Here is a 14,229-nt window from a genome sequence, read left to right as displayed (position 1 = left end):
GTCTCGCTGCTGAGTGTCCTGAATGCCCCCTTTGAGACGTTGGATGTCTCAAAGGGGGCCTTCAGGACACGCGGACTTCCGCCCCAGGAACGAAAGAACCCGCAGGCCAGAAGGCCTACGGGTTCGGATGTGGAGCTGTGGAGCGGGTGACGGGAATCGAACCCGCGTAGCTAGTTTGGAAGACTAGGGCTCTACCATTGAGCTACACCCGCGTGCCCCCGAAGTACCGGGTGCGAAAACAGCTTAGCGTGACCCGCTAGGCTGTGCGCACACCCCCCGGGAAGATCGGGGAGTCACGGGATGTGGCGCAGCTTGGTAGCGCATCCGCTTTGGGAGCGGAGGGTCGCAGGTTCAAATCCTGTCATCCCGACTCAAGGTCCTCGACCTGCGGTTTCACCGCGGGCCCGGCACCCGGATCTCGCGTGTTTCCAGCCGGATCTCGCGTGTCCGTAGCCGGAAGACACGCCGCGGACGCGACTCCGGCGTGTTCCGCCTCCAATCACGCGTGTACCGGGCCTGGACACACGAGTCACGCCGAATCCGCACACCCCTCACTCCGAGTCAGAGGCCGGGCATGATGGCGATCATGGAGATCCGCCACGCCCGCGCCACCGACGCCCCCGCCGTGACCACCCTCCTCGCCGAACTCGGCTACCCGGACAACGACGAGACCGACGTACGCGGCCGGCTCGAACGCTGGGCCCGCCATCCCGAAGGCGCCGCGTTCGTCGCCGAATCGGACGGCACCGTGGTCGGGGTCATCGCGGTGGTCGCGATCCCGCTTCTCGAGCGGGAAGGCGCCGTGGGACGGATCGTGGCCCTGGTGGTGGACGAGACCCAGCGCGGCACCGGCGTCGGACGCGCGCTGATCACCACCGCCGAGGAGCAGGCGCTGCGGTGGGGCTGCGGCGCGATGGAGGTCAGCAGTTCCCGCCGCAGGACCGGCGCGCACGCCTTCTACCGGGCGCGGGGGTACGAGGACCGTTGTGAACGCAGCGCCAAGTTCTTCCGCGAACTGACCGCCTGACCAGCTCCCGGATGCTGAGAGCCCTAGGCCCACCGCCACCCGCTTGCGAACATCGGCACCGTGACCGGCAGGCGGAGCGCCAGTGCCAGCGCGGTGCTCCGCGTGGTGCTGGACGAAGGGGCGATAGCGCGCAGCACCATCGCGCGCCGCACCGGGCTGAGTGCCGCGGCCGTCACGGGGCATGTCGCGGAGCTGATGCGCCGCGGGTTCCTCGTCGAGCTGCCCGAGGTCGCGGGCGCGGTCGGCAGGCCGTTTGTGCCGCTGGAGCTCGACACGGAGCGGTTCGTGGTGTGCGGAGCGCATGTCGCGGTCGACCATCTCACCGTCGGGCTGCTCGATCTGCGCGGGAAAGTGTTGGCACAGCTGGAAGCCCCGCATCACGGCGCCGAGCCCGCGGTGCAGGCCGCGCAGATCGCGGAGCTGCTCGACGACCTCCTCGTCGGACACGCGCCGGAGCGGACGCCGCTCGGGCTGGGGGTGGCGACCGGCGGGTGGGTCGACGAGGCCTCGGGAACGGTGGTGGAGCACGGGTTGCTCGGCTGGCGCGGGGTTCCGTTGCGCGAACTGCTCACGGAGGTCACCGGTCTCGACGTCCGCGTCGACGGGCATTCGCGGGCGCTCATCCACGCCGAACGCCTGCTGGGGCAACCGCGAGCGCGGAGCAGTGTCGTGCAGTTGTTCACCGGCAACGTGGTCGACGCCGCCTTCGCGACCGGGGACACCGTCCATCATGGACCGAGGTCGGCGGCGGGCGCCGTCGCGCATTTGCGGGTCGACGACAGCGAGGAACCCTGCCGTTGCGGGCGATCCGGCTGTCTCGAAGCGACGGTGTCCGAGCGCACGATCGCCCGTAAGGCCGTCGAAGCGCACATCATCGAAGAACCGGATTTCACCGATGTGCTCCATTTGGCGGCATCGGGGAACAAAAGCGCCATCGCCCTTTTCCAGGAACGTGCGAGAATCATCGGACAGGCCGCCGCCTTGCTGTTCGACGTCCTCAATCCGGAAATCCTCATCGTGCTCGACCAGAGTGTACGCGACGTCGAAGGATGCCTTTCCACGATCCGGGACGAGGTCGCCCAGCGCTCGTGGATCTGCCAGGACGCGGAGAAAAACGTTGTGGCGTCAAGCTTTTCGGGTACCGAGCTGGCGACGGCCGGCGCGGCGGTCATGCTGAACGCCCTCTACGAAGATCCGCTTTTCACGAACCTCGCCAACGCATCCTGAGTTACTTCACTAAATCGCAAAATTGACGCTCCGCACCGGGCCTGCGAAGAATCTTCTTCAACGACGCGAACCCGAACGAAAGAGCCCACCGTGAAGAAACCAGTGCCCTTGATCGCCGCGCTCCTCGCCGGATTGGCGCTGTCGGGCTGCGGCGCCTCCGCGACCCCGGCGGGCGTGGCCGGGCAGCCGGAGAAACTCGAACTCCGCTACCAGGGGTCGGCGAACAACGTCACCTTCCCCGAACTCGCCGAAGACCTCGGCTACTTCGGCCCGGTCAAACTCAAATGGGTCGGCAACACGATCAGCGGACCGCAGGACATCCAGTCCGCCGCGACCGACCAGACCGACTTCGGCGGCGCCTTCACCGGTGCGGTCGCCAAACTCGTCGACGCCGGCGCCCCGATCAAGGCCGTCGTCAACTACTACGGCTCCGACGACAAGACCTTCTTGGGTTTCTACGTCAAGGAAGACAGCCCGATCCGCACCGCGCGTGACCTCATCGGCAAGAAGGTCGGCGTCAACACCGTCGGCGCGAACCTGGAGGCCGCCCTCGACACCTGGCTCAAGCGCAACGGCCTCACCGACGCCGAGATCGACCAGGTACAGCTCGTCGTCCTGCCCCCGATCAACACGGAACAGGCCCTGCGCAACGGCCAGATCGACGTCGCCGCGCTCAACGGCGTCCTGCAGGACCGTGCTCTCGCGGGAGGCGGCGTGCGGCCGATCGTGAAGGACGTCGAGGCGTTCGGACCGTACAACGGCGGGCCGTACGTGCTGCGGACCGACTTCATCAAGAAGTACCCGGAGACCACGAAAACCTTCGTCACCGGCGTGGCCAAGGCGATCGAGTGGGCGCGTACCACTCCGCGCGAGGAGGTGATCGCCCGGTTCACCAAGATCATCCAGAACCGCGGCCGCAACGAGAACACCGAAACGCTCAAGTACTGGAAGAGCACCGGTGTCACCAAGGGCGGGCTGATCTCCGACAACGACTACACGCTCTGGACGGACTGGCTCAAGCAGTCCGGGTTCATCAAGAACGACCAGCTCGACCTCAAGAAGATCTACACCAACGAGTTCAACCCGTACCGCGAAGGCGGTGGCGCATGACCGTCAAGATCAGCCTGCGCTCGGTCACCAAGACCTTCGGCGCGTTGACCGCACTCGACGACGTTTCCCTCGACATCGAGGACGGCACGTTCCTCTCCCTCGTCGGGCCGAGCGGTTCCGGCAAGTCCACGCTGCTCGATCTGCTCGGCGGGCTCGCGAAACCCACCTCCGGCGAGGTCCTGATCGACGGGAAACCCGTCACCGGACCGGGACTGGATCGCGGGGTCGTGTTCCAGCAGTACGCGCTGTTCCCGTGGCGCACCGCGCGGGCCAACGTCGAGTTCGGCCTCGAAGGCGGCACCCTGAACAAACGACAGCGCGCCGAGCGAGCGCGGGAATTCCTCGACCTGGTCGGGCTTTCCGGCTTCGAAGACCACCTCCCCCATCAGCTTTCCGGTGGCATGAAACAACGTGTCGCGATCGCGAGGAGCCTCGCGTACGACCCGGACGTGCTGCTGATGGACGAGCCGTACGCCGCACTGGACTCCCAGACCCGCGAACTCCTGCAAGAGGAGCTGCGCCGGATCTGGAAACGCACCGGCAAGACCATCGTCTTCATCACCCACAGCATCGAGGAAGCCGTCTATTTAGGACAGAAGGTCGCGGTGCTCACGTCCCGGCCGGGCAGGCTCAAGGACGTCGTCGACATCGACCTCGGCGACCGCTCGAACGACGACCTGCGCTCGGCGCCCGCCTTCGTGGCCCATCGCCATCGGCTGTGGGAACTGCTGCACGACGAGATCCGGAGGGCCGCCTGATGACCGCCACCCTCGAAGCGCCGAAAGTCCACACTGGACTGAAGGCCGCCGAGAAACCCCGCAAGAAGAAGAACCCGTTACGCAAGGCTTTCCGTAGTTCGGCGGCGATCCTGCTCTTCCTCGCCCTCTGGGAGCTCGCTCCCCAGTACCTGCTCGACGAAGGCACGAGGACCTTCCTCCCGCCGCTGTCGGAAGACCTCGTCGCGCTCTGGGAGCTGATCCTCAACGGGCAGCTGGCCGACCATCTGCTGGCGAGCCTCGGCCGGTCCGCCGCCGGATTCGTCATCGCGGTGGGCGTCTCGGTGCCGCTCGGCCTGCTGATCGCCTGGTACCGGCCGCTCGCCGAGTTCCTGAACCCGTTGCTGGAACTGGCCCGCAACACCGCCGCGCTGGCCCTGCTGCCGGTGTTCACGCTCCTGCTCGGCATCGGCGAGGTGTCCAAGATCGCGCTGATCGTCTACGCCTGCGTCTGGCCGGTGCTGCTCAACACGATCGCTGGGGTGAACACCGTGGATCCGTTGCTGGTCAAGGCCGCGCGCTCGCTCGGGCTGTCGAGCCCGAGCCTGTTCCGGAAGGTGATCCTGCCGTCGGCGGTGCCGACCATCTTCACCGGCATCCGGATGGCGGCGGCGTACTCGATCCTCATCCTCATCGCCGCCGAAATGGTCGGCGCCAAAGCCGGGCTCGGCTACCTGATCAACAACTCGCAGGTCAACTTCCAGATCCAGCAGATGTACGCCGCGATCATCACGGTGTCGGTGCTGGGCCTGGCCATCAACGCGGGCTTCGTCGCACTGGAGCGGCGGTTCTCCACCTGGCGTGTCAAGGAGAAGGCGTGAAGCACTTACACCTCAACGCGTTCGTGATGCCGAACGGCCATCACGAGGCGGCGTGGCGGCATCCGAGCACTGATCCGCACCGCGCCGCGACGCTGAAGCACTACGTCGACATCGCCCGCACGGCGGAGCGCGGCAAGCTGGATTCGCTGTTCCTCGCCGACGGTGTCGCCTTGTGGGGCAACGTCCGCTACAACTCCCACACCCTGTTCGAGCCGCTGACGTTGCTTTCCGCGCTGGCCGGGGCGACCGAACACATCGGGCTGATCGCCACCGCGTCGACGACCTACAACGAGCCGTACCACCTGGCGCGGAAGTTCGCGTCGCTCGACCACCTCAGTGACGGGCGCGCGGGCTGGAACATCGTGACGTCGGCGGGCGAGGACGAGGCCCGCAACTTCAACCGCGACGCCCGGCCGGCACACGCGTTGCGCTACGAACGCGCCACCGAATTCGTCGAAGTGGCCAGGAAACTCTGGGACAGCTGGGACGACGACGCGGCGGTGATCGACAAGGCGAGCGGCGTCTACGCCGACACCGACCGCATCCACCCGATCGACCACAACGGCCCGCATTTCCAGGTCCGCGGCCCGCTCAACATCCCGCGTCCGGTGCAGGGACATCCGTTGCTCGTCCAGGCCGGTTCGTCGGAGACGGGCAAGGAGTACGCGGCCCGGTTCGCCGAGGCGGTGTTCACCGCGCAGCAGACCTTCGCCGAGGGCAAGGCTTTCTACGACGACGTCAAGGGAAGGCTCGCGAAGTACGGCCGCTCGCCGGAGGAGATCAAGATCCTGCCGGGGATCAGCCCGATCCTGGGGCGCACTGAGGCCGAAGCGAAGGAGCGCGAGGCCGAGCTCAACGCCCTCATCACGCCCGCGTACGGCGTGCGGCAGCTGTCGAACATGCTCGACCACGACCTGACGCCGTACCCGCTCGACGGTCCGCTGCCCGACGTCGGCACGTTCACCGAGGGCGCCCAGAGCCGGTTCGAGCTGGTCACGGGCCTGGCGCGGCGCGAGAACCTCACCATCCGTCAGCTGATCGAGCGACTGGCGGGCGGCCGGGGACACCGCGTCTTCGCCGGAACCGCCACGCAGGTAGCCGACCAACTGGAGCACTGGTTCACCGAAGGCGCCGCGGACGGTTTCAACGTCATGCCGCCCACGCTGCCGGGCGGCCTCGAGGAGTTCGTCGACCTGGTCGTCCCGGAACTCCAGCGACGCGGCCTGTTCCGCACCGAGTACACCGCCACGACCTTGCGCGGCCACTACGGCCTCGCCCGCCCAGCCCACCGCACCCCACTGAAGGAGCACGCCGCATGACCGCCCTCAACACCCAGGTCGAGGTCCGCAAGATCACCGGCAGGATCGGCGCGCAGGTCCTCGGCGTCGACCCGGCCAAGGAACTCGACGCCGCGACCGTCGCGTTCGTCACCGACGCCCTGCACGAGCACAAGGCGCTCGTCTTCCGCGATGTCGACCTCGACGACGCGGGCCAGCAGCGGTTCGCCGAGCACTTCGGCGAACTGACCAAGGCACACCCGACCGTCCCGTCGGTCGACGGCGAGCCCGCGATCCTGCCGGTCGACAGCGAACAAGGCCGCGCGAACCAGTGGCACACCGACGTCACCTTCGTGCACAACCCGCCGAAGGCCAGCACGCTGCGCAGCCTGGTCGTCCCTCCGTACGGCGGAGAGACGCTGATCGCGAACTCGGCCGCCGCGTACCGGGATCTGCCGGAGCCGCTCCGGGCGTTCGCCGACACGCTGCGCGCCGAGCACACCAACGACTACGACTACGCGAAGGCGCCCGAGACCCTCGACGACGCGGAGCGGGAACGCCGCGAGGTGTTCGTCTCGCAGAAGTTCCGCACGGTTCACCCGGTGGTGCGAGTGCATCCGGTGACCGGGGAACGCGGGCTGTACATCGGCGGGTTCGCGCAGCGGATCATCGGGTTGTCGAAGGGCGAGTCGCGGGACATCCTGCGGCTGCTGCAGTCGTACGTGACCCGGCCGGAGAACGTCGTCCGGGTGAGCTGGGAGCCGAACCAGCTGGTGCTGTTCGACAACCGCATCACCCAGCACTACGCCGTCGACAACTACGACGACCTCCCGCGCCGCCTGAACCGCGTCACCGTGGCGGGTGACGTTCCGGTGGGCATCGACGGCGTGCCGAGCGAATCCCTCGAAGGCGACGCTTCGCACTACTCCCCCGTCGCCTGACACCCCCGCATTTAGTCCTCTGGATGCCTACCGACCGCATCCAGAGGACTAAATGCGGTAAGACTGGCGTCGTGAAGACCGATCGTCAGGTGGAAGCGCTCCTGAGGGAGCTGGCCCCGCAGGTCATCGGGCTGCTGGTGCGCAAGCACGGGCAGTTCGACGCCTGCGAGGACGCCGTCCAGGAAGCCCTGCTCTCGGCCGCGCAGCAATGGCCGGAGCAGGGCGTCCCGGACAGCCCGAAGTCCTGGCTCGCGACGGTCGCGTCACGGCGGCTGGTCGACGAATGGCGCAGCGAAAGCGCACGAAGGCGGCGCGAAGAGAACGACGCGCTGATGGACCCGACTCCGGTCACTGTGTCCGATTCGGACGACACGCTCACCGTCCTTTTCCTGTGCTGTCACCCGTCTTTGTCCGCGCCGTCGCAACTCGCGCTCACCCTGCGCGCCGTCGGCGGGCTGACCACGGGTGAGATCGCGAACGCGTTCCTGGTCCCGGAATCGACCCTCGCTCAGCGGATCAGCCGCGCGAAACAGACCATCAAGAAGGCGGGCGCGGAGTTCGTCCTGCCGCCGTCCGCGGAACTCGGCGAACGGCTCCGCGTCGTCCTCCAGGTGCTGTACCTGATCTTCAACGAGGGCTACACGACCAGCGGCGGCCCCGACCTGCACCGCGCCGACCTGACCGCGGAGGCGATCCGGCTGACCCGGCTCCTCCGGCGGCTCATGCCCGACGAGGACGAGGTCACCGGCCTGCTCGCGCTCATGCTGCTGACCGACGCCCGCCGGGCCGCCCGCGCCGGCGACGACGGCTCGCTCGTCCCGCTCGCCGAACAGGACCGTACGCGCTGGAACGCGGAAACGATCGCCGAAGGGGTTTCGCTGGTGAGCGAGGCTCTGGAGGCGGGCCCGGTCGGGCCGTACCAGGTGCAGGCCGCGATCGCCGCCGTCCATTCCGAGGCGGCCACCGCGGCCGACACGGACTGGCCCCAGATCCTCGCGCTCTACGACGTCCTCGAAAAGGTCTCGCCCGGGCCCGTCGTCACGCTCAACCGCGCCGTCGCGGTCGCCGAGGTCAACGGGCCCGAAGCGGGCCTGGAACTGCTGGCCACGCTCGACGACGACAGCCGGATGAGCCAGACGCACCGGCTCGATTCCGTCCGCGGGCACCTGCTGGAACTGGCCGGGGACACCGGCGCCGCGCGCGAGGCCTACCTGCGGGCCGCCGGGAAGACGGCCAGCGAACCCGAGCGGCAGTACCTGACCCGGCGCGCGGAGCGGCTCTCCTAGTCTTCGGCCTTGCGGGCGGTGGCCATGGCGCGCTCGGTCTCCCAGAACGCGCGCATCGACACGATCAGCCCGTCCTCGCGCACCCGGTAGACGAACACTCCGTCGGTGTCGACGCGGTAGCCGCCGGGCAGGTACGTCGTGATCGTGCCGACGTTCGCGACCTCGTCCCCGGCCGCGTGGGAATCGCGGATGGTGAACTGGAAGCGTTCGACGTTGGCGATCGTCTTGTCCCAGAAGGCACTGATCCCGTCCTGGCCGTGATGTCCCTTGCCCTCCTCGTCGAACATCGACGGGCCGACGGGGTCTTCGACGACGGCGTCCCCGGCGAACAGGGCGAGCCAGGCGGCCTTGTCCCCGGCGGTGGCGGCGGTCATCGAGCGGAACGCGGCCTGCCGCGCGGGCGGCTGCTCGGTGGCCGGATCCCAGCAGACGTCGACACCCATGGTTCAGTCTCCGATCTTCGCGATGATCTCGTCGCCGAACTTCTTGATGGAATCGAGCTTCGGGCCGACCTCGGCGTCGAAACCGAGGCCGTCGAACACCCACGGCATGGTGATGATGTCGGTGACGCCGATGTCGCCCTGCTCGCGATAGCCGTCGAGACCGAACTTGTCGATGCAGACGGCCTGGTACTCGAAGGGATCTTCGGCGCGGCCCTGGTCGGCCAGCAGCCCGCGCAGCTTGGCGATCGTGTCTCGGAGGTCGTCGAACTTCATCATCGCCGAAGACCAGCCGTCGGCGACGCGCGCGGCCCGGCGCAGCGCGACGTCGGTGTGTCCGCCGATGTAGAACGGCACCCGCGACGGCGGTGTCGGGCTCATGCGGAGCTTGTCGAAGTCGAAGAACTCGCCGTGGAACTCGACCATCCCGCCGTCGAGGATCAGGCGCAGCACCTCGATGGCCTCGTCGACGCGCTTGCCACGCTTCTCGTACGGCGCGCCGCACCAGCGGAACTCCTCCGGCGACCAGCCGACGCCGAGCCCGAGCCCGAAACGGCCGCCGGTCAGCGCCGCGACCGAGTTGACCTGGCGGGCGAGCAGGACCGGGTTGCGGGAGCCGAGTTTGAGCACGGAGGTGTAGAAGGTGAGCCGTTCGGTGACCGCGCCCATCGAGGCGGCCGCGACCAGCGGATCGGCCCAGGGCGTCTCCTCGGTCCAGAAGCGGCTGCCGTCGGGCGTGTACGGATAGTCGGCCGAGACCGTTTCGGAATAGAACAGGGAATCCGGGAGCGCGATCGAGGAGAAACCCGCCTCTTCGGCGGCCCGGGCGAGCTCGCCCAGCTGATCGAGCGGATTCATCGCGATCGACAGGGTGAACTTCATGGAGCCGAACTATAACGTGTTCTAGTTTCGCCCGCCAGTGCGCGCGGGAACCCCCGGCGGGTCCGCCGCGTTGATCCGGTCAAAGGCCGAACGATTCCTGGAGTTGAACCCATGGGCACCGCGATCTTCCTGATCGTGCTCCTCGTCGTCGTGGTCGGCGGCGGCATCTACTTCGCGAAATCCCAGGCGGCGGCCAAGAAGCGCCAGCTGGACGACGCGAAGGCGGACGCACGGCGCCTCGTCGAACGACTGGGCGGTCAGGTCATGAACCTCACCGGCACGGACACCGCCTCCCAGCAGGCGATGGCGGACGCGTCCGAACGTTTCACCGCCGCCGGCTCCCAGATGGAGCAGGCGCAGACCGTCGAGCAGGCCCGGCTGGTGCGCGAGACCGCCATCGAGGGTCTCTATTACGTCCGCGCGGCGCGGCTCGCGATGGGCATGGACCCCGGTCCGGAACTGCCCGGCAGCGAAGAGCGCGATCGGGCGGGCAAGGTCACCGAGTACCGCTCGGTGGACGTCGAGGGCGAGCACTACGAGGCTTCGCCGGACCCGAGCCAGCGCACGCCGCACTACTACCCCGGTGGCCGCGTCGCGGGCCGTCCGGTGCCGCAGGGCTGGTACAGCGAGCCGTGGTGGAAGCCCGCGCTCGTCGCCGGTGCCTGGGGTCTCGGCTCGATGCTGCTGTTCAGCGCGATGTTCTCCGGGATGGCGGGGATCGCGAGCGCGTCGGCCTGGGAGTCGGGTTACGACGCGGGCCAGGAGGACGCGGGTGCCGGCGGTGACGCGGGCGACGCCGGAGGCGACATGGGCGGGGACGCCGGTGGGTTCGACGGCGGCGGCTTCGATGGTGGCGGCTTCGACGGCGGCGGGTTCGACGGCGGAGGCTTCGACTTCTAGCCCGCGCCCCGTCCCGCAAACGCCATGAAAGGTCCTTTCCTTGCAAATTTCGCAAGGAAAGGACCTTTCATGGCATCCGGGTAGTCCCTCAGGCGGGCTGGCAGGTCGGGCACCAGAAGAGGTTCCGCGCCGCGAGATCGCTCCGCAGCACCGCCGTCCCGCATACGAGACACGGCATCCCCTCGCGGCGGTAGACGTAGACCTCGCCGCCGTGCCGGTCCTGCCGCGGCGCGCGGCCGGTGACCTCGGGCAGATGCTCCGGCGCGACCGTGTCGATCCGTCCCACCCGGACACCGTGCCGCATGAGCGTCACGAGATCCGCCCACAGGTCGTCCCACAGCCCGCGATCGAGCGCGCGGCCCGGCACGAGCGGGGCGACACCGTGCCGGAACAGCACTTCGGCGCGATACACGTTGCCGACGCCCGCCAGCACCGACTGGTCCATCAGCAAGGCCGCGATCGACGTCTTCGACCGCGAGATCCGCTCCCATGCCTTGTCCGGCTTGGCGTCACGCCGCAACGGATCCGGGCCCAATCGTGCCTTGATCGCGTCGACCTGCGGCGTGTCCAGGAGTTCACACCGGGTCGGGCCGCGCAGGTCGGCGAAATGCGTCGGGCCGGCCAGCCGCATCCGCACCTGCCCGACGGGCTCGGGAGCGGGCAGCGGCTCGTCGGAGAACGTGCCGTAGAGGCCGAGGTGGACGTGCACCGTCCCGAGTGGACCGTAGTCGTGGAACAGGTGTTTCCCGTACGCCTCGGCCTTCACCAGCACCCGGCCGTCCAAACGGGACGCTTCGGCGGCGAACCGTCCCTGCGGGCTGGACACCTCGACCGGGTGACCGGCGAAGCGGCGTTTGTGCAGACGTGCCAAGCGATGGAGCGTATGCCCCTCGGGCATGTCAGTGCTCGGGAAGCGGCGGCGGCCAGCCGGTGTTCTCGTAGTCCAGGATCTGCTGGACGCGGCGGCCGTGGCGCTCGTCCGGGCTCGGCGGGGTCGCGAGGAACGCCTCGACGATCTCCGTGGCCTCTTCGGTGGTGTGCATCCGCGCGCCGACGCCGATCAGCTGGGCGTGGTTGTGCTCGCGGGTGAGCTTCGCGGTCTCGACGCTCCACGCGAGGCCGGCGCGAGCGCCCTTCACCTTGTTGGCCGCGATCTGCTCGCCGTTGCCGGAGCCGCCGACGACGATGCCGAGGCTGCCCTCGTCCGCGACGACGCGGCGGGCCGCCTCGATGCAGAACGCCGGGTAGTCGTCGGCCGCGTCGTAGACGAAGGGGCCGACGTCCTCGACGTCGTGGCCCTGCTCCTTGAGGTGGGCCACGAGGTGGTTCTTCAGTTCGAAACCGGCATGGTCGGAGCCAAGGTAAACACGCACAGCGCGGAGTCTGCCATCACGTTCCGGCGCGGGCATGCTGTGGGGGTGGACATCAGGCTCGAATGGGGATCCGAGGGTGTCGCCGCCTTGGGCGCGGACTGCGCCGTACTCGTCGTGGTCGACGTGCTTTCCTTCTGCACCACAACGGATCTCGTGCTGGGCAACGGCGGCCGCGTGCTGACGCGCGAAAGCAGGAGACGCCATCCTGGCGGGTGAAAGCGAACGGACTTTGCGACCTTCGTCTGTGACGGAAATCCCTTCCGGCACGCTTCTGACGCTGCCGTCTCCCAACGGCGCCACGCTCTGCGACGCCGCCGCCACGACCGGTGCCGAAGTCCTGGCGGGCTGCCTGCGCAACGCGTCCGCCGTCGCCGCACGCCGGCGAATGTTGGGGCATCCGCCTGTCCGCCGAAGCCCGTCTCGCCGCCGTCGCGGCAAAAGCGATCGACATCGCCGAAGCACTGACAGAGTGTTCTTCAGGGCGCGAGCTCGCCGCGGCCGGGCACGCGAACGACGTGGCCCTCGCCGCCGAGCTCGACACGAGCGGCACGGTTCCCGTGCTGCGCAACGGAATTCTGGAGGATTCGTGACTTGGCTCGAACTCGCGGACGGCGTGTACGCCCGCCGTTACGAGGAGCTGGACCTGACCGTCGGCCTCGTCGTGGGCGGTGAACGCTGCCTGGTCGTCGACGTGCGCGGTGACGTCGACCAGGGTGCCGAACTGGCCGCGGCGGTGCGGGAGATCACGCCGCTGCCGTGGTCGGTCGTCTACACCCACGCGCATTTCGATCACGCCTTCGGCACGACGGCGTTCCTGCCGTGCGACGTCTGGGCGCACGAAGGGTGTCTGACCGAGCTGACCACCTACGGCGACGGCGCACGGCTCAAATGGATTCAGCACTACCTCGGCGAGAAGCGCCCGGAGATGGCGGAAGCCCTGGAGCGCACCGAAATCACCCTGCCGGACAAACCCGTCGTCGACACCGCCGAGATCGACCTCGGTGGCCGTACCGTCGTGCTGCGCTTCCTCGGCCGGGCCCACACGGATCACGACCTGTTCGTGCACGTGCCCGACGCGGGCGTGATCTACGCGGGCGACGCCGTCGAGAACGCCGAAGCCGGCTTCAGCGCGTTCTCCTTCAACGACGGCAGCTTCCTGGCCGAATGGCCGGACGTGATGGACGCGATCCTCGCGCTGGAGCCGAAGACCATCGTCGCCGGGCACGGAGACCCCGTCGACACCGCCTTCATCGAGAAGCACCGCGACGGCCTGCGCGAACTCGTCGCACTCAAGAGCGGGATCGCGGCGGGAGACCTCACGACGGACGAAGCCGTCGCGAGGTCCTCCTACCCCGAAGATGTCACCAGGGGCGCCCTGGAAACCCCTTAATCGAAGTTCAACTCACCGGACCGGGTGCGCTTCAGCTCGAAGAAGTCCGGGTAGCTCGCCAGCGCGCGGGCGCCGTCGAACACCTTGACGGCGTCCTCGCCCCGCGGGATCGAGCTGAGCACCGGGCCGAAGAACGCGACACCGTCGATGTGGATGGTCGGGGTGCCGACGTCCATTCCGACCGGATTCATACCTTCGTAGTGACTCTTTTTGAGCGCTTCGTCGTACTCGGTCGACTCGGCGGCCTCGGCCAGCTCGGCCGGGGCACCGATGGCCTCGAGGGTCTCCTTGATGACCTTCGGGATGTCCTTGTCGCCCTGGTTGTGGTGGCGCGTGCCGAACTCCGTGTAGAAGTCGCGCAGGGCCTCTTCGCCGTTCTTCTGCGCCAGCGCGGTGGCGACGCGGACGGGGCCCCAGCCACGCTCCAGTAGCTCCTTGTACTGCTCAGGCAGGTCCTCACGGCCGCTGTTGAGCTCGGACAGGCTCATGATCCGGAACCTCAGGTCGAGGTCGCGGTGCTTCTCCACTTCGAGGATCCAACGCGAGCTGATCCAGGCGAAGGGGCAGATCGGGTCGAAGTAGAAGTCGACCTTGGTCTTCTCGGACGGGGCGGTCATCAGGTTCTCCCAGTGCCATCGTCTTGGGGTGGTCCGGTACACACACAGTGCTACACAGCGGCCAACATCGCCGCCGTCGGCGTTGTTCCCGTCGTCAGCACGGGCTCCGACATGATTGGATGCCTGTAGTTGGAAACCAAAACCGATACCGATGACCAGAGG

The 14,229-nt window shown here is 68.1% G+C and carries 17 protein-coding genes and 2 tRNA genes; 13 read left to right on the top strand and 6 right to left on the bottom strand.

Going from position 1 to position 14,229, the window contains the following annotated elements; translation table 11 throughout:
- Positions 1 to 138: 138 nt before the first annotated feature.
- Positions 139 to 212 (bottom strand) — tRNA-Gly (locus tag AMK34_RS20220).
- An 84-nt stretch (positions 213 to 296) separates the two neighbouring features.
- On the opposite strand from AMK34_RS20220, the gene AMK34_RS20215 reads away from it, so the two are divergent.
- The 9 genes from AMK34_RS20215 (at position 297) to AMK34_RS20175 (ending at position 8,465) form a co-directional block, all read left to right on the top strand.
- Positions 297 to 370, top strand: a tRNA-Pro gene (locus AMK34_RS20215).
- Positions 371 to 586: 216 nt separating this feature from the next.
- Positions 587 to 1,027 (top strand): GNAT family N-acetyltransferase, encoded by a 441-nt coding sequence (locus AMK34_RS20210; protein WP_073847126.1) that lies wholly within the window; start codon positions 587 to 589, stop codon positions 1,025 to 1,027.
- 60 nt (positions 1,028 to 1,087) lie between these two features.
- Entirely contained in the window at positions 1,088 to 2,254 is a 1,167-nt protein-coding gene (locus tag AMK34_RS20205; protein WP_073846424.1) for an ROK family protein, read from the top strand.
- A gap of 90 nt (positions 2,255 to 2,344) precedes the next feature.
- On the top strand, positions 2,345 to 3,364 hold the full coding sequence (locus tag AMK34_RS20200) for an ABC transporter substrate-binding protein (RefSeq protein WP_038517331.1): 1,020 nt from the start codon (positions 2,345 to 2,347) through the stop codon (positions 3,362 to 3,364).
- Positions 3,361 to 4,122 (top strand): ABC transporter ATP-binding protein, encoded by a 762-nt coding sequence (locus AMK34_RS20195; protein ID WP_073846423.1) that lies wholly within the window; start codon positions 3,361 to 3,363, stop codon positions 4,120 to 4,122. Before AMK34_RS20200 ends, AMK34_RS20195 begins: the two co-directional genes overlap by 4 nt.
- Positions 4,122 to 4,961 (top strand): ABC transporter permease, encoded by an 840-nt coding sequence (locus tag AMK34_RS20190; RefSeq protein ID WP_073846422.1) that lies wholly within the window; start codon positions 4,122 to 4,124, stop codon positions 4,959 to 4,961. Before AMK34_RS20195 ends, AMK34_RS20190 begins: the two co-directional genes overlap by 1 nt.
- Positions 4,958 to 6,280 carry an LLM class flavin-dependent oxidoreductase gene (locus tag AMK34_RS20185; protein ID WP_274534438.1) on the top strand — a complete coding sequence of 441 codons (1,323 nt, stop codon included), beginning with the start codon at positions 4,958 to 4,960 and terminating at the stop codon, positions 6,278 to 6,280. The genes AMK34_RS20190 and AMK34_RS20185 overlap by 4 nt, the downstream gene beginning before the upstream one ends.
- Positions 6,277 to 7,179: a TauD/TfdA dioxygenase family protein gene (locus AMK34_RS20180; protein ID WP_073846421.1), complete on the top strand. Its 903-nt coding sequence runs from the start codon at positions 6,277 to 6,279 to the stop codon at positions 7,177 to 7,179. The genes AMK34_RS20185 and AMK34_RS20180 overlap by 4 nt, the downstream gene beginning before the upstream one ends.
- Before the next feature lie 71 nt (positions 7,180 to 7,250).
- On the top strand, positions 7,251 to 8,465 hold the full coding sequence (locus AMK34_RS20175) for an RNA polymerase sigma factor (protein ID WP_073846420.1): 1,215 nt from the start codon (positions 7,251 to 7,253) through the stop codon (positions 8,463 to 8,465).
- Here the strand turns inward: AMK34_RS20175 and AMK34_RS20170 are convergent.
- A complete protein-coding gene (locus AMK34_RS20170; RefSeq protein ID WP_038517344.1) occupies positions 8,462 to 8,908 on the bottom strand; it encodes a nuclear transport factor 2 family protein in 447 nt (148 codons plus the stop codon). The genes AMK34_RS20175 and AMK34_RS20170 overlap by 4 nt on opposite strands.
- 3 nt (positions 8,909 to 8,911) lie before the next feature.
- Positions 8,912 to 9,787, bottom strand: a complete 876-nt coding sequence (locus AMK34_RS20165; RefSeq protein WP_073846419.1) for a TIGR03619 family F420-dependent LLM class oxidoreductase — start codon at positions 9,785 to 9,787, stop codon at positions 8,912 to 8,914.
- A 111-nt stretch (positions 9,788 to 9,898) separates the two neighbouring features.
- On the opposite strand from AMK34_RS20165, the gene AMK34_RS20160 reads away from it, so the two are divergent.
- A complete protein-coding gene (locus AMK34_RS20160; RefSeq protein ID WP_073846418.1) occupies positions 9,899 to 10,687 on the top strand; it encodes a hypothetical protein in 789 nt (262 codons plus the stop codon).
- Between the two features lie 88 nt (positions 10,688 to 10,775).
- Here the strand turns inward: AMK34_RS20160 and AMK34_RS20155 are convergent, their stop codons facing one another.
- Complete coding sequence (locus AMK34_RS20155) at positions 10,776 to 11,585, bottom strand: Fpg/Nei family DNA glycosylase (RefSeq protein WP_073846417.1); 810 nt, start codon at positions 11,583 to 11,585, stop codon at positions 10,776 to 10,778.
- 1 nt (position 11,586) lies between these two features.
- The gene (locus AMK34_RS20150; protein WP_007034718.1) at positions 11,587 to 12,060 is read right to left on the bottom strand and encodes a ribose-5-phosphate isomerase; all 474 of its coding nucleotides are present in this window, start codon (positions 12,058 to 12,060) and stop codon (positions 11,587 to 11,589) included.
- Between the two features lie 45 nt (positions 12,061 to 12,105).
- Here AMK34_RS20150 and AMK34_RS43860 point away from each other — a divergent pair, with 45 nt between their 5' ends.
- The 3 genes from AMK34_RS43860 (at position 12,106) to AMK34_RS20140 (ending at position 13,450) form a co-directional block, all read left to right on the top strand.
- Entirely contained in the window at positions 12,106 to 12,276 is a 171-nt protein-coding gene (locus tag AMK34_RS43860) for a hypothetical protein (RefSeq protein WP_338020564.1), read from the top strand.
- A 110-nt stretch (positions 12,277 to 12,386) separates the two neighbouring features.
- Positions 12,387 to 12,650, top strand: a complete 264-nt coding sequence (locus AMK34_RS43855) for a hypothetical protein (RefSeq protein ID WP_338020563.1) — start codon at positions 12,387 to 12,389, stop codon at positions 12,648 to 12,650.
- A complete protein-coding gene (locus AMK34_RS20140; protein WP_073846416.1) occupies positions 12,647 to 13,450 on the top strand; it encodes an MBL fold metallo-hydrolase in 804 nt (267 codons plus the stop codon). The genes AMK34_RS43855 and AMK34_RS20140 overlap by 4 nt, the downstream gene beginning before the upstream one ends.
- Here the strand turns inward: AMK34_RS20140 and AMK34_RS20135 are convergent.
- Positions 13,447 to 14,067, bottom strand: a complete 621-nt coding sequence (locus AMK34_RS20135) for a mycothiol-dependent nitroreductase Rv2466c family protein (protein WP_037347628.1) — start codon at positions 14,065 to 14,067, stop codon at positions 13,447 to 13,449. The two genes, AMK34_RS20140 and AMK34_RS20135, sit on opposite strands and share 4 nt — an antisense overlap.
- Positions 14,068 to 14,229: the final 162 nt, after the last annotated feature.

It is taken from the genome of Amycolatopsis sp. CB00013, from assembly GCF_001905755.1.
GTDB classification, from domain to species: Bacteria; Actinomycetota; Actinomycetes; order Mycobacteriales; family Pseudonocardiaceae; genus Amycolatopsis; species Amycolatopsis japonica.
Note: the sequence above shows the minus strand (reverse complement) of the source record. Positions and strands in the feature narration are given on the sequence as shown.